The sequence below is a fragment of the Prevotella sp. SGI.167 genome (genome assembly GCF_050313615.1).
Taxonomy (GTDB): Bacteria; Bacteroidota; Bacteroidia; order Bacteroidales; family Bacteroidaceae; genus Prevotella.
In genome coordinates, this window is record NZ_JBNPLT010000007.1 from 1 (window position 1) to 21,196 (window position 21,196).

At 43.2% G+C, this 21,196-nt stretch carries 19 protein-coding genes; 10 read left to right on the forward strand and 9 right to left on the reverse strand.

Features of this window, described 5'->3' with window-relative positions; all coding sequences use genetic code 11:
- Positions 1-394: 394 nt before the first annotated feature.
- Positions 395-1,291 carry an Rpn family recombination-promoting nuclease/putative transposase gene (locus ACQRBJ_RS05235; protein WP_445303020.1) on the forward strand — a complete coding sequence of 299 codons (897 nt, stop codon included), beginning with the start codon at positions 395-397 and terminating at the stop codon, positions 1,289-1,291.
- Positions 1,292-1,549: 258 nt separating this feature from the next.
- Entirely contained in the window at positions 1,550-2,056 is a 507-nt protein-coding gene (locus tag ACQRBJ_RS05240; protein ID WP_294970090.1) for a very short patch repair endonuclease, read from the forward strand.
- Positions 2,057-2,162: 106 nt separating this feature from the next.
- Here ACQRBJ_RS05240 and ACQRBJ_RS05245 read toward each other — a convergent pair whose 3' ends face one another.
- Complete coding sequence (locus tag ACQRBJ_RS05245; protein ID WP_294970093.1) at positions 2,163-2,924, reverse strand: NigD1/NigD2 family lipoprotein; 762 nt, start codon at positions 2,922-2,924, stop codon at positions 2,163-2,165.
- A 277-nt stretch (positions 2,925-3,201) separates the two neighbouring features.
- Between ACQRBJ_RS05245 and ACQRBJ_RS05250 the strand changes: the two genes are divergently transcribed.
- On the forward strand, positions 3,202-5,091 hold the full coding sequence (locus ACQRBJ_RS05250) for a C10 family peptidase (RefSeq protein ID WP_445303021.1): 1,890 nt from the start codon (positions 3,202-3,204) through the stop codon (positions 5,089-5,091).
- A 103-nt stretch (positions 5,092-5,194) separates the two neighbouring features.
- Here ACQRBJ_RS05250 and ACQRBJ_RS05255 read toward each other — a convergent pair whose 3' ends face one another.
- The 4 genes from ACQRBJ_RS05255 to ACQRBJ_RS05270 all read right to left on the reverse strand — a co-directional run bounded on the left by ACQRBJ_RS05255 (position 5,195) and on the right by ACQRBJ_RS05270 (position 10,125).
- Positions 5,195-6,973, reverse strand: coding sequence for a hypothetical protein (locus tag ACQRBJ_RS05255; RefSeq protein WP_445303022.1), 1,779 nt, complete (start codon positions 6,971-6,973; stop codon positions 5,195-5,197).
- 99 nt (positions 6,974-7,072) lie between these two features.
- Positions 7,073-7,981, reverse strand: a complete 909-nt coding sequence (locus tag ACQRBJ_RS05260; protein ID WP_445303023.1) for an AEC family transporter — start codon at positions 7,979-7,981, stop codon at positions 7,073-7,075.
- Positions 7,982-8,020: 39 nt separating this feature from the next.
- Entirely contained in the window at positions 8,021-8,896 is an 876-nt protein-coding gene (locus tag ACQRBJ_RS05265; RefSeq protein WP_153123155.1) for a carbon-nitrogen hydrolase, read from the reverse strand.
- Between the two features lie 80 nt (positions 8,897-8,976).
- Entirely contained in the window at positions 8,977-10,125 is a 1,149-nt protein-coding gene (locus tag ACQRBJ_RS05270) for an agmatine deiminase family protein (RefSeq protein WP_294970105.1), read from the reverse strand.
- 306 nt (positions 10,126-10,431) lie between these two features.
- Here ACQRBJ_RS05270 and ACQRBJ_RS05275 point away from each other — a divergent pair, with 306 nt between their 5' ends.
- Both ACQRBJ_RS05275 and ACQRBJ_RS05280 read left to right on the forward strand, forming a co-directional pair.
- Positions 10,432-11,289, forward strand: coding sequence for a Nif3-like dinuclear metal center hexameric protein (locus tag ACQRBJ_RS05275; protein WP_445303024.1), 858 nt, complete (start codon positions 10,432-10,434; stop codon positions 11,287-11,289).
- Positions 11,290-11,320: 31 nt separating this feature from the next.
- Positions 11,321-12,148, forward strand: a complete 828-nt coding sequence (locus ACQRBJ_RS05280; RefSeq protein ID WP_153123149.1) for a zinc ribbon domain-containing protein — start codon at positions 11,321-11,323, stop codon at positions 12,146-12,148.
- 79 nt (positions 12,149-12,227) lie between these two features.
- Here the strand turns inward: ACQRBJ_RS05280 and ACQRBJ_RS05285 are convergent, their stop codons facing one another.
- The 4 genes from ACQRBJ_RS05285 to ACQRBJ_RS05300 all read right to left on the reverse strand — a co-directional run bounded on the left by ACQRBJ_RS05285 (position 12,228) and on the right by ACQRBJ_RS05300 (position 15,667).
- Complete coding sequence (locus ACQRBJ_RS05285; protein WP_153123147.1) at positions 12,228-13,037, reverse strand: TerB family tellurite resistance protein; 810 nt, start codon at positions 13,035-13,037, stop codon at positions 12,228-12,230.
- A gap of 136 nt (positions 13,038-13,173) precedes the next feature.
- Entirely contained in the window at positions 13,174-13,641 is a 468-nt protein-coding gene (locus ACQRBJ_RS05290; protein ID WP_153123145.1) for a MaoC family dehydratase, read from the reverse strand.
- Between the two features lie 96 nt (positions 13,642-13,737).
- Positions 13,738-14,994, reverse strand: a complete 1,257-nt coding sequence (locus ACQRBJ_RS05295) for a nucleotide sugar dehydrogenase (RefSeq protein ID WP_441931650.1) — start codon at positions 14,992-14,994, stop codon at positions 13,738-13,740.
- 214 nt (positions 14,995-15,208) lie between these two features.
- A complete protein-coding gene (locus tag ACQRBJ_RS05300) occupies positions 15,209-15,667 on the reverse strand; it encodes a type I restriction enzyme HsdR N-terminal domain-containing protein (RefSeq protein WP_153123141.1) in 459 nt (152 codons plus the stop codon).
- 184 nt (positions 15,668-15,851) lie between these two features.
- Between ACQRBJ_RS05300 and holA the strand changes: the two genes are divergently transcribed.
- The 5 genes from holA (at position 15,852) to ACQRBJ_RS05325 (ending at position 20,828) form a co-directional block, all read left to right on the forward strand.
- Positions 15,852-16,880: a DNA polymerase III subunit delta gene (gene holA, locus ACQRBJ_RS05305; protein WP_178403757.1), complete on the forward strand. Its 1,029-nt coding sequence runs from the start codon at positions 15,852-15,854 to the stop codon at positions 16,878-16,880.
- Between the two features lie 1,008 nt (positions 16,881-17,888).
- Positions 17,889-18,434, forward strand: coding sequence for a helix-turn-helix domain-containing protein (locus ACQRBJ_RS05310; RefSeq protein ID WP_445303025.1), 546 nt, complete (start codon positions 17,889-17,891; stop codon positions 18,432-18,434).
- 263 nt (positions 18,435-18,697) lie between these two features.
- Positions 18,698-19,474 carry a dihydroorotate dehydrogenase electron transfer subunit gene (locus ACQRBJ_RS05315; RefSeq protein ID WP_295346522.1) on the forward strand — a complete coding sequence of 259 codons (777 nt, stop codon included), beginning with the start codon at positions 18,698-18,700 and terminating at the stop codon, positions 19,472-19,474.
- 142 nt (positions 19,475-19,616) lie between these two features.
- Positions 19,617-20,525, forward strand: coding sequence for a dihydroorotate dehydrogenase (locus ACQRBJ_RS05320; RefSeq protein ID WP_153123134.1), 909 nt, complete (start codon positions 19,617-19,619; stop codon positions 20,523-20,525).
- Between the two features lie 30 nt (positions 20,526-20,555).
- The gene (locus ACQRBJ_RS05325; RefSeq protein ID WP_294970130.1) at positions 20,556-20,828 is read left to right on the forward strand and encodes a tetratricopeptide repeat protein; all 273 of its coding nucleotides are present in this window, start codon (positions 20,556-20,558) and stop codon (positions 20,826-20,828) included.
- Positions 20,829-21,196 lie beyond the last annotated feature (368 nt).

The window sequence follows — 21,196 nt, forward strand, 5'->3', positions numbered from 1 at the left end:
AAATAATTACTTACAGATTATAACCATAGGAAGGCTAACTATCGCGAAAAAAACTGAATACTGAATACTGAATACCCTCTTAGGCACCACATGCCCTGGGTTAGGAGCTTCTGGTCCTTCAGGGTGTGTGGGGCAAGGTATCTAAAGTACTGCTGCGCAGACCTTGCGAAACCAGTCGAGTTTCTTACTGCTCATTTCTGCTATGGATAAGTTCTCCTTGTTTACATCTTCTGGCTCAAATTCATAATTAATGGGCATTTATGCCGCAGACATTATCAAGCTGCTAGTATCTTTTTTAGTCAAGAATTAGAATTAGAGAACTTTTTTAGTTAATTTCTTGGAAGTTACGAAAGAAAAGTGTATCTTTGCAGCGAGAACATAAAATCGCAAAGATATGGCAAGATACATCAATCCATTCTCAGACTGGTCGTTCAAACGAATCTTCGGCCAGGAGTACAGCAAAGACTTGCTGATTGAGTTCTTGAACCAGTTGCTCCTGGGAGAGCAGCATATCACGGATGTGAAGTTTAAGGACAAGGAGATGTTGCCAGAAACAAAAGACCAGAGAGGTATCATCTACGACGTCTTTTGCGAAACTGACACAGGTGAGCACATTATCGTTGAAATGCAAAACAGGAGCCAGACCTATTTCATCGACCGGTCTCTCTACTATGCATCGAAGACGATAGTAGACCAAGGCATAAGAGGACAATGGGATTATCATCTCACACCCGTTTATGTTATCTGTTTCATGAACTTTGATGTAGATGAAAATACACCCAAGAAGTTCAGAACAGACGTTGTGCTGGCAGACAAGGATAGCGGAGAGGTTTACTCTAACAAGATCCGCTTAATCTATTTGGTAATGCCTCTTTTCAAGAAGAAAGAGGAAGAGTGTACTACGTTCTTAGATTGTTGGATTTATAATTTGAAGCATATGGAGACTTTGGAACAAATGCCTTTTGAGGCTCAGCATAAGATATTCAAGAGACTGGCAGAAATAGCCGACTCCAAGACTCTGACCAAAGAGGAACAGGAGAAATACGATAACAGCATGATGGTCATGTGGGACAATTATGCGGTATATAAGCATGCTGAGGAGAAAGGAATGAAAAAAGGTATAGAAAAAGGTATAGAGAAAGGTATAGAAAAAGGTATAGAAAAAGGAGAAAAAAAGAGAAATAAAGAGATTGCTTTGAACCTATTGACATACAATACTCCAATAGACGTCATTGCAAAATCCACCGGCTTATCTATCGAAGAGATTAAGAATTTGGAACAACATAATTAACAAAGCTTTCGCAAGTGGTTCAAGTACGAGCTTTTGGTCCTTCAGCCCGCACCTGAACCACATGTGGAAGTTGAGTAGGTGATTATCAAATATTCCACTCAAATTTATATGGGTATTTTATGGCATCGTCTTTCTTTGCTTTTGCACCGCTGGATGCAAGATTTCATAGAAATGCATCTTATCTGCTTCCAAAAATAAGCAATATTCTTGTAACAAACCGTACACAAGTACACCTCTTGCAAATAATAAATAAAGCGCATGCCAGATAGAATGACCATAGAACAGCGCCACAATAATATGGCGGCAATCAAGGGCAAGGATACCAAACCGGAGATTCTTGTCAGGAAGTTCCTGTGGGCTAGGGGATTCAGGTATCGGCTCAATCATCCACGGTTGCCGGGAAAGCCGGATATCGTGCTCAGGAAGTATCGTACCTGCATTCTAGTGAATGGGTGCTTCTGGCATGGACATGAAGGGTGCAAATATTATGTGGTGCCGAAATCGAACACAGAGTTCTGGATGGAGAAGATCAGGAGGAACCGGGAGAGGGACCATGAAGTGCTGCATCGGCTGGCTGAAATGGGATGGCATACCATCGTGATATGGGAATGCGAACTGAAGCCGGCTGTCAGGGAGAAGACCCTGGAATCCCTGGCCTTTACGCTAAACCATATCTTCCTGGAAGATCATCATATCAGGAGGTATGAATTGCCGGAAGAAAAGCCGGCAATGGTAGCGGAACCGGATCCAAGGCATCGTGATTAATAATGAAACATATCCAAGTGGTTGTCCGGACAAATTCAATTTGTCCGTGTTAAAAAAAATCCCCTGATGAAGTCCGGAATTGGAATCATCAGGGGATTTTTCTTTTTTATCTGATTTCTCTGTTGATTTCGCCTGCTTCGCTATAGCCTTCCAGCATCTTGGCGCTGGTGATAGGTTTGCGGGAACAGTAGTCGAAATCTACCTTCTTGAAGCCTTGGCTTGAGCGCCAGCGGATGGTGAGCTTCACCGTCTTGCCGTTGGTATCTGGCAGGGCATCGTTGAGATTGAAGGCTACCAGGGCATCACGCCAGTAATTCTGTGGGTCACCATTTACGTTGTGACGAAGCTCTACCTCGTATGGATTCTCTGGGTTTACACCGGTAAGGAGATTGATGTAATGTGTACTCATGCCACCCCAAAGAGCACGGAAGCGGAGGGTGAGATAGCCATCCTCGGCTACGGTTACCCAATCGCGGACGATATCTACGATGTTGTTGCCGTATTTCTCGCTGTTTTCTGCATCAGAAGCGAGTGATGGTACCGGTTTCTTGGTCAGGATGCTGTCTATCCAGTTGACATGCACTACCTGATTGTACTGGTCGCTCTTCTCATTGGTTGAAGAGTAGTTGACGAGTGCACGTACCTCCTTGCCGCCGAAAACGGTAGACTTGAGGTTCTGGGCGAGCAGGGTGGTGTTGTCATCGAGCTGCAGGTAGCAGGCGTCGCCATTCTGCTTGACTGTGACCAGGGCATTTGGTAATACCTGGCTCCAATCGGTATCGTCATCGTCATTGCATGACTGGAAGGTGAAGGCTGACAGCAGCATGGCTACAGCCAATCCGATTTTCTTGAAATTAATTTTTCTCATACTTATTGTTCCTTTCTTGTTTTATTTATCTTTTCTGATGATAAAATGAGAAGTGAACGGAAATCTTGCTTCTGATTTAGAAAAAGATTGTTAAAAGTAATAGGGTTACCGATTGTTGCAGTATAGTAGACAGTGGCTCTTTACGGAAAAAGTTTCTTTTGCGTTAAAAAACTTGCATTATTTCTTGCTTTGTATTACTTTTTTTTATATATTTGCAATCGAAAGTAATTCTAAGAGCAAATAGAAGAAAAGTAATAACCTTTTAATATTTAAGCGTATGAAGCGACTGATACAATTTCAACTCATGCTTGTTTTGTTGCTCGTGTGTGGACAGGCAACTATTCAAGCTAAGCGAATCAGCCAATGGCAGGCTCAACAGCAAGCCTACAGTTTCTGGGGAAAGCAGATGCCTATGAAGGCAAAGGCTAAGAGCAGAGTGGTCTCTACAGCATCTCTCTCTACTCTGGGAAATGATTCCTACTATGTTTTTAATAATGATGCCGGTGGATTTGTCATCATTGCCGGCGATGATGCGGTGGCACCTGTTTTGGGTTATACCTCAACGGGGGCGTTTGATGCTAACAACTTGCCTGAGGGTTTGAAGGATTTGCTGAAGAGCTATGAGCAGCAGATTGCTGCATTGGGTAAAAACTATAAGGCAAATACTACTTCGACAAGAGCCGAATTTACAGGAGAAAAACTGCTGACTACGGCGAAATGGAACCAGGGGGCTCCATTCAACAAGTATACTCCGAATAATTATGTAACGGGATGTGTGGCTACAGCGGGTGCTATTGTGATGAAACATCATGGCTATCCTGCAAAGGGCGTTGGGTCTCATTCCTATACCTGGAATGGTCAGAACCTTACCGCAAGTTTTGAGCATGATTATGACTGGGCTAATATGCCTGTCAGGTATACTGGTGATAATGATGCGGCATTTGATGGTGTTGCCAGACTGATGTCTGACCTGGGTATTGCTGTGAATATGCAATATGCCAATGGAGGAAGTGCATCTGCTTTGGAAGACCTGGTAACTGCTCTGAAAAAGTATTTCGGTTACAGTAAGTATGCCAGACATCTGAAAATAGAGGATTTGGGTGCTGAAACCTGGAACGGCAGATTGCGTGCTGAGATTGATGCCAACCGTCCGGTTCTGTATGCAGCCTCTGATGCCAATGTAGGAGGTCACTCCTTTGTGATTGATGGCTATAAGGATGAAAGTTTCAGCGTAAATTGGGGTTGGGGTGGATATTGTGATGGATTCTATCGCGTCGGTGCCCTCAATCCTGAAGTTGACGGAACGCCACAGGGAGACCAGTACAATTCATCTCAAGCAGCCGTATTTGCGCTTCAGCCTTCTGACGGTAAGGAAGTCCTTTCTAATCTGAGATTTATCAAGGTTGATGGTTATCTGGAAACGATGAATATGAACGTTACTGATGTAAAGGCTGGTAAGAACCTGACTCTGTATCTTTTACCTCTTCAAAGTTATGGGGAGAACTCGTATACCGGAAAAATAGCAATAGCTTTGAAAAATGCCAAGGGAGAAACCCGTGAAGTCTTTGCTGAAACCGAAATAAAAGAATTAGAGCATGGATATTATATCGATCAATACTTGTTAGGTGGTGCATGTACTGTGGATGCCCAAGAGGGTGACTACCTGGCTATTGTATCTAAGGAAGAAGGTACTGACGAATATCTAGAAATCTTAGGTTCTGATTTTGAAAAAGTGATTTTGCCTGCTACGGGATTCCAGCCTCGTACATTCGAAGTGAAGGCGGAATTAGGCAAAGGGGCTGAGTTTATTGAGGCACCTTCAACTTATAATTGGGTTAGCAGATTCTACAATGGCAAGCCATTGCAGGGCTGTCCTTATTATTTCGACGTAAAGATGGATGAGAGTGTTACAGAGAGCAGTCTTGAACTGGATGGTGGAGAGGTTCTTGCTTATCAATTCGGTGATGGTGCTAAATTCTATGGTATATCTGTTGGTATAAAACCTGTTTATAATCTTGTTGTTAAAACCACTACCGGCATCCGTTCGGTAACAGTAGATAATAAGACAATGAAGTCTGCATTGTATGACCTCAACGGTCGCAGAATACCAAATGTTCCATCTAAGGGTATCTATATCCAGAATGGAAAGAAGATGATTAGAAAATAATCATTTGCTGACGATTAATCAATTAAACAATAGAAAAGTCCCCTGGTGCCGCAAAGCATCAGGGGACTTTTTTTAATCACTACACATTTATCACTATTCACTATTAAAAGTAATAGGTGCAGCCGATTGTAGCAGCACGGTTGCCAAAGTGCTGACTGGCAATATCATGGAATCTGCCTTCCAGGGTAAGGTGCTTGCCGATATTCTTATAGAGACCTACTTCCGCATAGAGATTGGCAGGGGTATAGGCTGGAGTGGCGGTATGGCGGTAAGTACACCAGATTAGATTAGAGGTGAGACGCCAACCGTCTGGCAGAGTAAGCTGAGGAGCCAACTTGAAGACGGCAAAATTGTGATAGCTTGTATCTCTTAATGATGTCTCTTCCACTGGTGTTTCTGCCCGCTCCCAGAAATAATTGAAGCCAGCGGTAAGGCGAAGGATGCCGGTATGCCAGAAGGCGGTGGTTCCGATGCCTAATGTGTTGTCGTGGTTGTTGTCTATCAGATGCTGGTGAATGTTCTTCACCGAGGTGCTGACCACGAGATTCGGCTTGCTGTAGGTATACTTCAACTCCATAACATTGGCAAGACTATTCCTGATATCGGTGGTATAGGTTGGCTTCCATGCGCCCTCCATATCTCCCGCAGTCACAAAGTCGCCAAATTCCGGATTGAAGATGCGGCGGCAGAAGGTGCCTTGCAGGGTATGACCCGGAGTGAAGGTATAGTATGTACTGAATGAGTAGATGTGGTTGCGGGTGGTATGCTTCCAGTTGCAGACAGAACTGATCTGTTTAGGGCGGAAATTGATGATGCGGTATCGCTCACCAGCCATGAATCCCCACTTGCCGATATTGTAATCCAGCTGGACATAGAAATCCTCGTAGTTGGAATGGTTGATGTAATCAGCAATGCAATTCTTCTCGATGGACAAACCGCCCTCAAAACCTGCCGTAATCCAAAGGTCTTTGGTGAATACCGGAGTGGCATATTCTACCACCGCAAACGGATAGGTGGAGTGGTTCTGATAAGGGAAGGTTTGGCTTTCTTCCTGGGTTCTGCCATTGTCGCTGATATGTTCTGCACCCAAGGTGAAGAGGATGCTGGAACCATTCTCGCCTAGTGTCCGCGTATAGTCTGCCTGCAGATGATAGGCACGTACATATTCGGCTGGTGAATGGGTGAAATGATTGCGGGTATAGGTCTGCATCGCATCCACTTCGAGTATGTCTTTGCTGGTTGGAGTCCAGAGAACATTGAGCTTGGCTCCCTCATGCGAGTAATGGTTGATGATATTGGAACTCTGATTCTGATAAGCATCCTTATCGCTATTGGAGGTGCGTTGGAAGTTGCCTTCTACGTGGCTGAGGATGCGCAGGTCATCCTGCTGGCTCAGAACGCTGACGATTCCCTTGCCACCGCCGTAGGTATCACCAAAGAGTCCCGCTCTTCCGCTCACACCGTTTTCGCCCTTGCGGAGAGTGATGTCGATTACTTTCTTCAGACTGCTGCAGCCCTTCATCACTTCTGCATTCTGGCAAACTTTGATGCTTTCAATCTCACGAGCCTTGAAATGGTGGAGCAGGGTAGCATAGTCGAGTCCGTATTCCTGATTGTCGATACGGATGACGAACTTTCCATATTGATTGGCAAAGGGATCACCGCCGATGATGTTGTTGCCATCGAGGCTGATTACCTCAGGACACATCATCAGAACATCGAGGAGAGATTCTTCACCGGTAAGTTCCATTTCTGAAACATGCATGATGTATCTGTCGCCAATATGTTCTATCGGGGCCGCGGTCATCTGGGGCAATGTAATGCCGAGAAAACCAGCCAGACACATCAGACGGGTATTTTTAAGAAGACTGTTTAATATCATATATAATAACCATTTAAGTTTTTTCGACTTGCAAAGATAGAGCAAAAATAGGAAATAGTGAAATTTTTCCCTAACTTTATGGTTCTTATCATGAAAAAATCAAGAAAACAGCAGTGTAATCAGAGGAATGGTGATGATGCTGCCCAGGGTGGTGATGAAAGTCATCTCAGTGATGAGCGATGGATTGCGACCGTATTTCAGGCAGAACATGGTGCCGAAGCTGGCTACAGGCATCGCTATGACTACCGTATTGATATTGTTTACCAAATCGTTGACGCCACACGCCTTGAACAGGAAGTAGATGCTCAGTGGAACCACTGCTAGGCGGAGAACAGAAGAAATGTATACCTTCGGACTTCCGATAATCTCTCTGACTGGAAGCTTTGCCATGGAAGAACCGATAATCATAAGGGCTGCTGGAACCGTAACGTTTCCTACCATCGTCACAGGGCGGGCAATGATGTCGGGGGTATGGATGCCGAAAGCTACCAGAAGGGCGGCAAGGAAAGCTGCCAGCAAGGCTGGACTCATCAATACCTTAGGATTGAACTGCTTGATGCTGTATTCACCCTTGATGAGCATCACACCTGCCGTAAAGATAAAGAAGGTGTTGGGCATATTGAGCAAGGCTGCATAAAAGATGGCCTTCGGACCGAAGATGCTCGATACGATAGGGTATCCGATAAAGCCCACGTTGGCAAACATCAAGGCGAAGCCTATCATGCCCTGGTCGTCATGGTTCTTGGTGATGAGGCGTGGAACCCAGAAGCCAAATACCAATAATAATATATAGGTAAGGAAACCGACTCCTAAAAGTGGGAGGATGAGCGTGCGGTCGGGCAACTCATCCCCCATTACCGATGACAGCACCAGCAGTGGACAGGTTATGTCCACTACGATGCTGGATAGTTTCTTGTCAAATTTGTCGCCCATATAGCCTAACTTGCAGGCGACATAGCCTAAAATTACGATGATGAACAATACCACCATCACTTCTAAATTCTGCATTATCCTGAAAATCTATACCTTAATTTATCTATAATCTCTTTAATCTATGAATCTCTTGGTGATGTCTCCATAGTTTTCTATACGGCGGTCGCGGAGGAATGGCCACCAACGGCGTACATCCTCACTGTGCTTGAGGTCGATGTCAACAACCAGGCTTTCTTCTTCCTGATCGCTTGCACGGTAATGGAGTTCGCCCTGAGGACCTGCAACAAAGCTGCTGCCCCAGAACTGGATGCCTCCAGTCTGTTCGCTAGGATCAGGTTCAAAGCCTACTCGGTTTACGGCGACAACAGGCAGACCATTGGCTACCGCATGACCACGCATCACGGTGGTCCAGGCTTCGCGCTGTCGCTGCTGCTCTTCCGGTGTATCATAGGTTGCATAACCAATGGCTGTAGGATAGATGAGCATTTCTGCTCCCTGCAATGCCATGAGTCGGGCTGCTTCCGGATACCACTGGTCCCAGCAAACCAAAACACCCAGTTTGCCTACTGAAGTCTGGATAGGACGGAAACCGAGGTCGCCAGGGGTGAAGTAGAACTTTTCGTAATAGGCAGGATCGTCTGGGATATGCATCTTGCGATATTTGCCTGCAATACTGCCATCCTTCTCGATAACGACAGCCGTGTTGTGATAAAGTCCTGGGGCTCTGCGTTCAAAGAGTGAGGTTACGATAACCACACCGAGATCTTTCGCCAGTTTGCCATAGAATTCTGTTGACGGACCAGGGATTGGCTCTGCGAGATTGAAGAGCTCAACATCTTCTACCTGACAAAAGTAGAGGGAATTGTGAAGCTCTTGAAGAACGATGAGCTCCGCACCGCGGTGGGCAAGGTCGATAATGCCCTCAGCGAGGCGGGTTTTGTTGTTGGCTATATCTGCCGTATTATGTTGTTGTAAAATACCGAGTTTCATTTACTTTTTTTGCTTTATTTACTTTGAACTTCTTTACTTTGGACTTTAGATTTCGAACATCTAACTTTATGCCCAACCCTTTATGTCTGCCACTGGGCAGCCTCCGGATAATCATTTCTATCTCCTTTCAGGGCTCCTTCTGGCAATTGCATGGTGAGGCAGTGGATGCTGCCATGCTGGCGAATGATGGTTCGGGAATCTACACCGATGATGTCTCTGTCTGGGAAGGCAAGTTGGATCTGCTTGCGTGCCTCCTCGTCCTTCGCTGGCTGATTATAGGTTGGATATATCACAGCCTTGTTCAGAATCAGGAAGTTGGCATAAGTGGCAGGCAGGCGGTCGCCCTTGCTGTCTTTGTCTGTAGTCAGGCGGTCACCCTCATCAAAGATTGGGTCTGGCATCGGGAGCTTGAGCAGTCGATACGGGTATCCTTCCCAGGTGAAAAGCGACTGAAGCTGCTTTTCAAGTGCCTGGAAGTCTTCATATTGCTCATCTTCCGGGTCATCACACCCTACATATAATAAGGTGTCGTGAGGAGCCACTCTGACGATGGTATCAATGTGACCATCTGTATCATCACCGATGAGATTGCCATGATCCAGCCATACCACTCTCTTGAGATGGAAGAAAGTCTTGAGCAGATGATCGATGCTGTCATGGTCGAGCGGCTGGTTGCGATGAGGAGCCAGCAGACACTGTGAGGTGGTAAAGAGAGTGCCTTTACCGTCACTTTCTATGCTGCCACCTTCCAGTACAAACCCCTGATGGTTTTCCATGTCGGCATTGAAGGCTGCCATATAGTATAGCTTCAGATTGATGGCATTGTCTTTTTCCCATCTGAACTTCTCGCCCCAACCGTTGAATTTGAAGTCGAGCATACGGATTGGCACCATCCATGTGTTTTGCTTTTTCCGCAAAACCATCGTGATAGGGCCGTGGTCACGTGCCCAGGTATCATTACTCTCTACCTCGTAGAGATGTATACGGTTCATTTGCTCCTGATTCAGATGGTTTTCCAGCAGGAGCTGGATACCAGTCACGTCGGGTGTAGCTACAAGCAGATGCTCATAGCGGGTAATGATGTCTGCCAATTCCAGATAAGTCTGGCTTATCTCTGGCAGGTAGGGCTTCCAATCGGTGCCCGCATGTGGCCATGTCAGCATGATGGCACTTTGTGGCTCCCATTCTGCTGGGAGTGCGAAATCGCAAGGCAATGTGGATTGATACATAAGCTGTATTTTTTAGTCAAATTCCAAGCTCGGCTTTTTGGGCTCGGCTTTTTATCTGTTTTTTTTGTTATTTCTAATATGTTTGCAAAATTAATAAAAAATCTACAACTTCCGAGTATTTTTGTGGAATATTTTATGCAAAAGCAAAAGTTTTTATTAAAAAAGATTAAAGGGAGAGTGGAATAAGGATAAAATCAAGGAAAAATGCTTAACTTTGCAATCTAAAAAGATAAAAACAGGCGAAATCTATGTCCGCAGGAATGATGAGCGGGCAGGATGAGTCTTTTAAAACATAATAATAGGAGCGTGAAAATAAAACAGGTAGTTGATGCCCTTGAACATTACGCGCCTCTGCCCTTGCAGGAAGGATATGATAATGCCGGCTTGCAAGTTGGATTGACAGAGGCGGTAGAAATGTCAGGGGCATTGTTGTGTCTTGACGTCACTGAAGAGGTGGTGGAGGAGGCTGTTCAAAAGGGATGTAATCTCATCGTTAGCCATCATCCGCTGATATTTCGCAAGTTGGCGAGAATATCAGATGAAAACTACGTTCAACGTACTGTGCGCAAGGCGATTAAGAACGATATTTCTATCGTGTCGATGCATACCAATATGGATGCTGCGACGGGGGGCGTGAACTTCAAGATTGCTGAGAAACTGGGACTGGAAAATGTCAGGTTCTTCGGTGGTGAAAAGGAAGTGGACGGAGTGAAAGGCGGAAATGGAGTTATCGGAGAAATCTCGGATGAGGATATTCGGCAAGCTGCTGAGGCTGGCAAACTTTCTGAAGAGGTGAAGAATCACTTTGCTGAAGGAATTGCTGCTGATGACCTGGTGCTGCTGCTTCATGAAAGATTTGGTGTAGAGTGCGTGCAGTGTAATCAGCTTCTGCGCCGACCAATCCGCAAGGTGGCGCTTTGTGGCGGTTCGGGCTCCTTCCTGCTGGAAGAGGCTATCCAGGCTGGAGCTGATGCCTTTATCACGGGCGAGATGAGCTATCATGAGTATTTCGGTCATGAACAGGAAATACAGATTTGTGTCATCGGACATTATCAGAGCGAGCAGTTCACCAGCGAAATCTTCCGTAGCATTATCCAGGAACAGTTCCCGGAAGCAAAATGCTATATCTCGGAAATTAATACGAATCCAATTATATATTTATAAAATAAGGTTTAAAAATTAGATATACAGAATTATGGCAAAGAAAGATCCTACAGATTTGACAGTGGAAGAGAAGTTGAAGACTCTCTATCAGCTTCAGGTTACCTTGTCTGGCATTGATCAGAATCGTGAGTTAAGAGGTGAGTTGCCTCTCGAAGTTGAGGATTTGGAAGACGAGATTGCTGGTTTGACAACTCGTATTGAGAATATTCAGCGCGAGATGGAGCAGTTTGACCGTGCAGTATCTCAGAAGCAGCAGGAAATTGCTGATGCGCAGGCTAGCGTAGAGCGCTATCATGCTCAGCTCGAGACTGTAAGCAACAATCGTGAGTATGATACTTTGAGTAAGGAAATCGAGTTCCAGGAGTTGGAAATCGAGCTTTGCAATAAGAAGATTCGCGAGGGATTGCAGCAGATTCGTGAGCGTGAGTTCGACTTGCACAAGGCTGAGGAGCAGAAGGCTGACCGCGAGAAGGGCTTGGTAGAGAAGCGTTCTGAACTGGAAGACATCATGGCTGAAACCCGTGAGGAAGAGGAGCGTTTGAAGGAGAAGGCTCTGGAGCTTGAAAAGAAGATTGAGCCACGTTTGCTCGCTAGCTTCAAGCGTATCCGTAAGGGTGCTCGCAATGGTCTCGGTATCGTATACGTACAGCGTGATGCTTGTGGTGGTTGCTTCAACAAGATTCCACCTCAGCGCCAGTTGGATATCAAGATGCACAAGAAGATTATCCCTTGTGAGTACTGTGGACGTATTCTCATCGACCCGGAATTGGCTGGTATCAAGGTAGCCTCTCCTGCTACTGAAGAGAAGCCAAAGCGCAAGCGCGCTATCCGTAAGAAGAAGGCTGAAGACGGAGAATAAAAAATAGTAAAATAAAAATCGCCCTGAAAGAGTAAAAGCAGCATTTTTCTGACTTTTACTTTTTCAGGGCGTTTTTTGGTTAGATTCCTCTTGCTTTAAAGATGCGTTCCTTGGCATCGTTTATTTCCTGGAATTTCTTTTCTGCTGCACGGCGTACGTCTTCGCCCAATGCTGCCACCTTGTCGGGATGATGCTTGAGCGCCATCTTGCGATAGGCTGCTTTTACTTCATCATTGGAGGCTTCCGGACTGATGCCGAGAATACGGTAAGCGTCAGCAAGACTGTCTGATGATGAGCCGCTCGCAAGATTGAGCATCTGATCAACGTCTTCTGCTGATAATCCCATGTGGATGGCTACTTCCTTGAGAGCCTGTATCTCAGCTTGGGACACAACACCATCGGCTTGGGCTATCATAACCAGGAAGTTGAGCAACTGAAGACGTTGTTCGTACATCATATTGGAACGTATCTGATGACAGCTGTCTTGAATGACGCTGCGATACTGTTGCATGCCAATACGTTTCTGCTGTTCAAAGAGTTTGAGGAGGATTTCTTCTCCCTGCTGTTTGGCTGCTTCGCCAAAATTCTGTCGGAGGAAGTTGCGTACCAGCTCCATCTCTGAATGCATAATCTTGCCATCAGCATTGATGATGTATGAGGAGAGTACGAGGAGCGAGAACATGAATGAGTTTCGCTCGCCTTCATAGTTTCGGCGCTGCCCGCTGTAGGCTTCATAGGCATTGCTATATTCCCGGTTGTTGTATCCCTCCTTGTTTACCTCGTCCAGTCCGTGGTCGAAAAGAGAGCCTAGGGCAAAGCCAGCCAGGGCTCCAAGAGGGCCGGCGGTGATGAAACCGAGAAATCCGCCTATCCATTTTCCTGCTGCCATAAAAATATCGGTATTTATGAAAGGAATTCTCTTTCTGAATAGAGAAACCGTTCTGTTAATTGAAAAGAAAATGTCCTTCTCTCGTGTCGTCTTGAGCAGAAGGACAATTTTCTGTATCTTTTATGAATATTCCTCTTTAGTTGTTGAAATAATAGAGGAATGATGCGATTCCTGAGAGGGCAGGCTTGCGCTGACCTTCAATCTCAATGCTGAACTTGATGCTGGTCTTACAGATGCCACGAAGGTTCTGGATGTCGTGGAGGGTAGCAACAAGGCGAACACGTGAACCAGTGATGACTGGCTGGCCGAAACGCATCTGGTCCATACCGTAGTTAACGAGCATCTTAAGGTTGTTTACCTCCAGAATCTGCTGCCAGAGATAAGGCAATACTGAGAGGGTAAGATAACCATGAGCGATTGTGCTGTGGTAAGGGCTCTCTACCTTGGCACGCTCTACGTCTACATGGATCCACTGTGGATCGAGAGTTGCATCTGCAAACTTGTTGATACGTTCCTGGTCAATCTGCAACCAGTCTGATTCTCCTAACTTCTCACCGAGGTGAGATGCAAATTCCTCATAGGAATTGATTACTAATTTTGCCATTTTTATCTATTTTGATGTTTATTATTTAATATCTAACATTTAAATAGGCTTGCGCTTTATAAGCTTTGAAGTCTTCACTCTTCATTCTTCACTCTCTTAGTCTCTTCTGAAAATATCGCGAGTATAAACTTTCTCTTCTACATCATCCAGACATTTATCGTATCTGTTGGCGATGATAGCCTGACTCTGCAGCTTGAATGCATCGAGATCATTCACAACCCGGCTGCCGAAGAAGGTGCTTCCGTCTTTCAAGGTTGGCTCATAGATGATGACTTGTGCGCCTTTAGCCTTGATGCGTTTCATCACGCCCTGTATGCTGCTTTGACGGAAGTTGTCGCTGTTACTCTTCATGGTGAGTCGGTATACACCGATGACGCATGATTTCTCTTCTGCCTCGTTATAATTGTTCTGGTTGGCATAGTCATAATAGCCTGCCTTATTGAGCACACGGTCTGCAATGAAATCCTTTCGGGTGCGATTGCTCTCTACAATGGCCTGGATCAGGTTCTCTGGTACGTCTGCGTAGTTTGCCAGCAACTGTTTGGTATCTTTTGGAAGGCAGTAGCCGCCATATCCGAACGAAGGGTTGTTGTAGAATGTGCCGATGCGGGGATCCAACCCTACACCGTCTATGATGGCTTTGGTATCAAGTCCCTTCATCTCGGCATAGGTATCCAACTCGTTGAAGTAGCTTACGCGGAGAGCCAGATAGGTATTGGCGAAGAGTTTTACGGCTTCTGCCTCGGTTAGTCCCATATATAGGGTTTCGATATTTTCCTTGATGGCACCTTCTTGCAAAAGAGCAGCAAAGGTATGGGCAGCCTTGTCTAGTCGTTCATTGTCTTTTGGACGACCAATGATAATGCGGCTAGGGTAGAGGTTGTCGTAAAGTGCCTTGCTCTCCCGTAGAAATTCTGGGGCAAAGAGGATGTTGTTGCAATCCATTTTTTTGCAAATGTTTTCTGTATATCCTACGGGGATGGTACTTTTAATTACCATGATGGCTTCTGGGTTAACCTCTTTTACCAACTGAATGACTTCTTCTACATGGGATGTATCAAAGTAGTTTTTGACAGGGTCATAGTTGGTTGGGGTAGCTATTACAACGAAGTCTGCATCTTTGTAAGCTGCAGCCCCATCGGTTGTTGCTTTGAGATTCAGCTCTTTCTCGGATAAGTACTTTTCTATGTACTCGTCCTGAATTGGAGAGTGGCGGTTATTGATGAGATCCACTTTTTCTTGAATCACATCTACTGCCACAACTTCGTGGTGCTGACTCAGGAGTGTAGCTATACTCAGACCAACATAGCCAGTACCTGCCACAGCTATCTTTTTTATATTGTCGTTTGCCATTTTGCTTTATAACCTATATATTTAGGTACCTTCAATAATGATGAGTACCCATACATTATTAACTATATTTTTTGCAAAGATAGTATAAAAGAGGGAGACTACAAAAAGAAATGGGATTTTTTATCATAAAATAACCCTCTCAAAATTTGCGAATTTTAGAACGGCTGATTAATTGGACGTAAATTCGCAAATTTTGAAAGGAGATAATATGTGGCTAAAGTGTCAATAAATCCGAATAGTTAGGGATATCTTCAAGAAATAAATATTTTTTACCGTCATAATCCATCTTACAAATATAGTGCTCCAGACCGTTGCTGACGACCAGAAAGTCAACATGAAGTAGGAGATTGTAGGTCGAGACTTGGTCGAAAACTTTTTGAGTGATGGGAATGTGCGGAGCCTTGTATTCTATAATCATTCTGGGTTGAAGTTCCCGGGAGTAGAGAACACTGTCAGCACGCAAAACTTTATCGCCACATTGCAGCTGGATCTCATTGGCGAGTAGGGCAGCAGGGTATCCTTTATGCTCGATAAGAAAGTGGATGAAGTGCTGCCGCACCCATTCTTCTGGAGTGAGTGCGATATATTTTCTTCGTAGAATATCGAGGATTTTTGGTTGCTGCTTAGTACCAGAAATCTTCATTTCGAAAGGTGGTAAATTTAAGCGAATCATTTTTTCTATACCTTATTATATATTATATACTTTTATTTTCTCTACCTTATTATATATGTAGTTCGAATAATTTTTGTATCTTTGCATGCAGAAATGCAGGCTGTAATAACTGGCAAAAAGCGAGAATGGAATGCCAGCATGATTGCAGCAAGATTGCTTGTGCAAAAGTACAAAAAATAATTCAATGGCAGAAAAGAAAAGTGGAATAAGTTACGAGCAAATAATAAAAGATTTGAAAGCTCGGAAGTTTGCGCCTGTCTATGTTTTGATGGGTGATGAATCTTTTTATATAGATAAGATCTGTGATTTTATCAGTGAAAATGTGCTTAAACCGGAAGAGCAGGATTTCAATCAAACCGTAGTTTTTGGCGCTGATGTCAATGCAATGCAGGTGGTTGATATGTGCAAAGGCTATCCGATGATGGCTGAATATAGGGTGGTGGTAGTGAAGGAAGCTCAGAATTTGCGGAATTTGGAACCGCTGGAAAAGTATCTCCTGAATCCTGTAAAAACAACAATTCTTGTTTTGTGTCATAAAAACGGAAGTATTGACCGACGGAAGAAGTTTATTCCGCAAGCTGAAAAGGTGGGAGTGGTCTTTGAAAGCAAGAAGCTTTATGACCGTCAGCTACCTGGTTTTATTGAAACGTACCTCAAGAGTAGGAAATCTACAATAGAACCCAAGGCTACTCAGATGATAGCGGATCATATTGGTGCTGATTTGCATCGTCTTACTTCGGAGCTTGATAAGTTGCTCATTTCTCTTCCTGAGAAAGATCGACGTGTCACTCCTGAGTTGGTGGAGAAGGAAATAGGGGTAAGTAAGGATTTCAATGCGTTCGAACTTCGGAGTGCTATTATAAACCGAGATGTTTATAAGGCAAATCTGATAATAAAATATTTTGACGGAAATCCAAAGAGTGGTTCGCTCTATGCGTTACTCCCAATACTCTTCAGTTATTTCCAAAACTTGATGATAGCTTATTATGCACCTAATAAACAGAATGAAAATGAACTCGCAAAATTCTTGGATTTGCGTGGAACTTGGGCAGTGCGTGATTATATCACAGGAATGAGAAACTATTCTGGCATGAAGGTGATGGGAATTATTGATAAGTTTAAGGAGGTAGATGCGAAGAGTAAAGGTCTCGATAATCCATTTACTTCGGCAGGCGAATTAATGAAAGAACTTATATTTTTTATTCTTCACTAGTTGTGGGGTAGAGTAGGCGAGCTTCTGCTGGGAGTTTTCTCTCGACAGAAGCTCGCTTGCGTTTTCTCTCTATTGAACCAGGGTAAGCTGAGTAGCTTCCAACTAGCGTTTAGCTTTGTAAATTCTTGCTGAAAGGGGTGTTTTGAGCAGTAAAAATGAGATTTTTCAGGGTTCTGAAAACGTGTTTTTGGGCTCAAAAATGATAAAAAAGGTGATTTCCTAAGCTAGATGGCTATTTTTGGGATTTAGCTCAAATAGTACATAATATATGTGATTATCAGATATTTATGTAAAATAACCCCTTCCATTACTCGCATATTTTCGTTCATCCCCTCCTATGGGCTAGAATACGACGAAAATGGAAAAATTTACCATTTTCAGTTGCCTGATAATTGACGTTTGTATTTTTTAAGGTTTATGTTTTGAGAGTTTATTAATGTGAATTTATAAAATACAATCCTGTATTTTGGTTTATAAATATAAATACTAGAAAACTAAATTCTTTATAGAGGAATTCGTGTTTATAAATATAAATATGAATTTTCGGTTTTATATTGATAAATGTATAAATATTCGTGATAAATGTATATCTTGTATCTTGTTGTAACTCAGTTGTTTATGAGATTGTATTACTCTATAAACCTAGTTTAATATGTTAGGTAATAGGAAAATAACGTATAAAACGTTATATTAATAATGGTTTGTGTTAGTTATTGATTCATAAATCAGTGAGTTAGGCGAAAATATTAAAGAAATGAATTGTTAAATGTTTTGTTTTTGAAGTTGATATTTATAAATATAAACCTAAAAACCGAAGTAAGATTGAATAGAATTTTAGATTCGCAAATATAAAGATAAAGTTTAAAAAATTAAAATCTATTGCAAATGTTTGGATATTTCGATTTTTTGTTTTACCTTTGTAAAATCAAACGAAAATGGCGTTAAAAAACGCCTGTTCGGAAATTAAACATAGAAATTAGACATAAGTAAACGATAAAATTTTAGAGTATGAAAGATAGAATCAAACAGCTGATGGATGACCAGCATCTTACTCAGCAAAGCTTTGCTCAGTTGATAGGTAGCACACCTGCAACATTGAGTAATATTTTCAATGGAAAAACCAATCCGTCACTCAGTATTGTGGATGGGATTCATAAGAGTTTTCCTCAGGTAAATGTGTATTGGATACTCTATGGTACTCCTCCTATGTATAATAGTCAGGAGGCTCAGGAGGATGGAAATGAAAGGCTGGCTAATGGTTTAGATCCTATGAATGAAAGCTTAGCGGCGAAAGCAGGAAGCATGATGGGTAGTTCCACCAGACCTGTAGGTTCTTCTGTAGAAGCTACTCTTGATTTTGGTGCGGCTAGTAGTACAGGCTCCCCTACTTCCCCATCGCTTTTTGAGCAGCCTCAAATGCAAGGTGTAAACCGTACACCTAAAAATATTGCTCAAACGGCGGTAAAGTATGTGGACAAACAACAGAGAAAGATTACTGAGATTCGTATTTTCTATGATGATCAGACTTGGGAGACCTTTGTTCCTAAAAAGTAAAAGTCAGAACTTTCGAATGTGGTTCAAGTACGGCTTGATGATTTAAAAACTTCTTGCTCATGGTTGTGCCCAAGTTATAATTGAAGTCGTCAAGGCGTCCTGGGTGGTTAGAAAATCTGAAAAAAAACTTAGTTTCTTTTCGTTAAGTCAGATTTTTGGTGTACCTTTGCATTTAGAAGTCACGTGTGCATGGTTTGTTTGAAAGAATGCAATAGCGTGCATATACATATTATATATAATAAGCATATAAAATTAGCATTAAGATGAAAAAATATGTTCTCGACCTAAAGGTAGTTTCTGTTGAAGCGCTCAGCGATAAGCACGTTTTGATAAAGCTTACCGATGAAAAGCCTTTGCCGGAAATTTTGCCTGGCCAATTTGTAGAAGTAAAGGTAGAGCATTCGTCTACCACAATGCTTCGTCGTCCTATCTCCATTAATTATGTGGATCGTGAAAATAATCAGCTTTGGTTGCTTGTGGCAATGGTTGGAGATGGCACTCGTCAGCTCGGACAGTTGAAGGCCGGTGATTCTCTCAACTGTATGTTGCCTCTTGGTAATGGCTTTACAATGCCTTCTGAAAAGAGTCAGAAATTTCTGCTTGTTGGTGGTGGCGTAGGTGTAGCTCCACTTCTATATTTTGGTAAACTTATCAAGGATTTTGGAGCTGAGGTTGTGTTCCTGTTGGGAGCACGTTCTGCAAAAGATTTGCTTGAACTGAATGAATTTGCTAAGATCGGTAAGGTTTGTATTACTACCGAAGATGGTTCTGCGGGCGAAATAGGCTTTGTGACCAATCACTCCGTTTTAGAGAATGAGAAGTTTGATATGATTTCTACTTGTGGTCCTAAGCCGATGATGGTAAGCGTGGCTCGCTTTGCAAAGAAGGCAGATGTAGAATGTGAGGTCTCTCTGGAGAATAAGATGGCTTGCGGTGTTGGTGCTTGCCTCTGTTGTGTAGAGAAAACTACTGAAGGAAATCAGTGTGTTTGTAAGGATGGTCCTGTCATCAATATCAAAAAACTCACTTGGGATATTTAGTGAAGCAGGAAAATAAAGAATGAAGTTGCCTCTTGCTCTAACGGTGGGTGGGAAAAGTGAAGAAACTTTTTACATTAGAGTGGGAAACGGTATCGGAAAATCTTTGTTTTGTAAAAACATTTTTAATGATTATTAAAAGATTATGGCTGATTTAAGTGTAAATATAAAGGATTTGAAATTGAAGAATCCTGTGATGACTGCATCGGGTACTTTCGGCTACGGCTTGGAGTTTGCTGATTTTGTTCCATTAGAGGAAATCGGTGGTATTATCGTTAAAGGTACAACTCTGGAACCTCGTGAGGGAAATGACTATCCACGTATGGCTGAAACACCTCAGGGAATGCTTAATTGCGTGGGACTTCAGAATAAGGGCGTAGATTATTTCTGCGAACATATCTATCCTCAGATAAAAGATATTGATACCAATATGATTGTGAATGTGAGTGGGCATTCGCCTGAAAGCTATGCAGAGTGTGCTGCGCGCATCAATGAACTGGAGAAGATTCCTGCTATCGAGCTGAATATCTCTTGTCCAAACGTGAAAGATGGCGGTATGGCATTCGGTGTTACTTGTGAAGGTGCCGCAAGCGTTGTGAAAGCTGTTAGAAAGGCATATCATAAGACGCTTATCGTGAAGCTTTCTCCTAACGTAACCAATATTGCTGATATTGCCCGTGCTGTAGAGGCAGAGGGCGCAGACTCTGTTTCACTTATCAATACTTTGATGGGTATGGCTGTTGATATTGAGAAGCGTCAGCCTTTGTTGAGTATTCGTACAGGCGGCTTGAGCGGTCCTTGCGTGAAACCTGTGGCTTTGCGTATGGTTTGGGATGTTGCGCATGCTGTGAAGATTCCTGTAGTTGGTTTGGGTGGTATACAGAATGCCAAGGATGCTATCGAATTCCTGATGTGTGGAGCAACGGCTATTGAGATTGGTACTGCCAATTTTGTTGATCCTGCGGTTACGAAGAAGGTAAAGGATGGCATTAATGAATGGCTTGATGCACACGGATGTGCTTCTGTTACCGAAATCATTGGTGCCATCTCGTAGTTTTTCACATTAATTATATAGAAGGATAATATGGATTTAAATGAGATGAATCCTGTGCTCTTGATTGCTACCCTGACTCAACAGATTGTGGAGCAGGAGAAGATAGCTGAGGCTGAAGTCGGAAATGCAGAAAACAAGACTGCCCTGAGTGAAAATCTTCTGAAGCGTGGGCGGCTGTTGATGCAGATGGGTGACAAGGAAGGAGCACAGAAGGATATGCAGCGATATCTGCAACTGAATCCTGAAAAGATAGAAGAGTTGACAGGTGAGTTTAAGGCAGAAGGTAGAGAACACTGTCATTAGACTCAGTTTCCGTCAGAAATGAGTAGCAGGAATCTATTTTCTTCTGCTAAAAATCTGCAAGCAATCAGTTTTTTCTGATAAAAATCTGCTGAAAAAATGCTTTAGAACAGAAAATATAAGCAAAATTCAGAAAAAAGTGACAAATTGTTTGGTGGTGTCAGATAAAAGTGTTACTTTTGCAGTCGTAATATTAACAATTAAAATAATAAGACAATGAAGAAGTTGAACGCATACTTTTTTAGCTATTACTTTTACTTTGCAAGCGATTGTAAAGCGGGAAGTTGCGTGTAAATTTCAACTTAGGATATTAGATTCTTTGAAATCATCGAAACGGTCCCGCTCTATACAGAGTTGGACCGTTTTTCGTA

What these genes read in the sequence shown, in the direction of transcription:
- ACQRBJ_RS05235 (WP_445303020.1), top strand. Translation starts at nt 395, where the DNA reads ATGGCAAGATACATCAATCCATTCTCAGACTGGTCGTTCAAACGAATC.
- ACQRBJ_RS05240 (WP_294970090.1), top strand. Translation starts at nt 1,550, where the DNA reads ATGCCAGATAGAATGACCATAGAACAGCGCCACAATAATATGGCGGCA.
- ACQRBJ_RS05245 (WP_294970093.1), bottom strand. Translation starts at nt 2,924, where the DNA reads ATGAGAAAAATTAATTTCAAGAAAATCGGATTGGCTGTAGCCATGCTG.
- ACQRBJ_RS05250 (WP_445303021.1), top strand. Translation starts at nt 3,202, where the DNA reads ATGAAGCGACTGATACAATTTCAACTCATGCTTGTTTTGTTGCTCGTG.
- ACQRBJ_RS05255 (WP_445303022.1), bottom strand. Translation starts at nt 6,973, where the DNA reads ATGATATTAAACAGTCTTCTTAAAAATACCCGTCTGATGTGTCTGGCT.
- ACQRBJ_RS05260 (WP_445303023.1), bottom strand. Translation starts at nt 7,981, where the DNA reads ATGCAGAATTTAGAAGTGATGGTGGTATTGTTCATCATCGTAATTTTA.
- ACQRBJ_RS05265 (WP_153123155.1), bottom strand. Translation starts at nt 8,896, where the DNA reads ATGAAACTCGGTATTTTACAACAACATAATACGGCAGATATAGCCAAC.
- ACQRBJ_RS05270 (WP_294970105.1), bottom strand. Translation starts at nt 10,125, where the DNA reads ATGTATCAATCCACATTGCCTTGCGATTTCGCACTCCCAGCAGAATGG.
- ACQRBJ_RS05280 (WP_153123149.1), top strand. Translation starts at nt 11,321, where the DNA reads ATGGCAAAGAAAGATCCTACAGATTTGACAGTGGAAGAGAAGTTGAAG.
- ACQRBJ_RS05285 (WP_153123147.1), bottom strand. Translation starts at nt 13,037, where the DNA reads ATGGCAGCAGGAAAATGGATAGGCGGATTTCTCGGTTTCATCACCGCC.
- ACQRBJ_RS05290 (WP_153123145.1), bottom strand. Translation starts at nt 13,641, where the DNA reads ATGGCAAAATTAGTAATCAATTCCTATGAGGAATTTGCATCTCACCTC.
- ACQRBJ_RS05295 (WP_441931650.1), bottom strand. Translation starts at nt 14,994, where the DNA reads ATGGCAAACGACAATATAAAAAAGATAGCTGTGGCAGGTACTGGCTAT.
- ACQRBJ_RS05300 (WP_153123141.1), bottom strand. Translation starts at nt 15,667, where the DNA reads ATGATTCGCTTAAATTTACCACCTTTCGAAATGAAGATTTCTGGTACT.
- holA (WP_178403757.1), top strand. Translation starts at nt 15,852, where the DNA reads ATGGCAGAAAAGAAAAGTGGAATAAGTTACGAGCAAATAATAAAAGAT.
- ACQRBJ_RS05310 (WP_445303025.1), top strand. Translation starts at nt 17,889, where the DNA reads ATGAAAGATAGAATCAAACAGCTGATGGATGACCAGCATCTTACTCAG.
- ACQRBJ_RS05315 (WP_295346522.1), top strand. Translation starts at nt 18,698, where the DNA reads ATGAAAAAATATGTTCTCGACCTAAAGGTAGTTTCTGTTGAAGCGCTC.
- ACQRBJ_RS05320 (WP_153123134.1), top strand. Translation starts at nt 19,617, where the DNA reads ATGGCTGATTTAAGTGTAAATATAAAGGATTTGAAATTGAAGAATCCT.
- ACQRBJ_RS05325 (WP_294970130.1), top strand. Translation starts at nt 20,556, where the DNA reads ATGGATTTAAATGAGATGAATCCTGTGCTCTTGATTGCTACCCTGACT.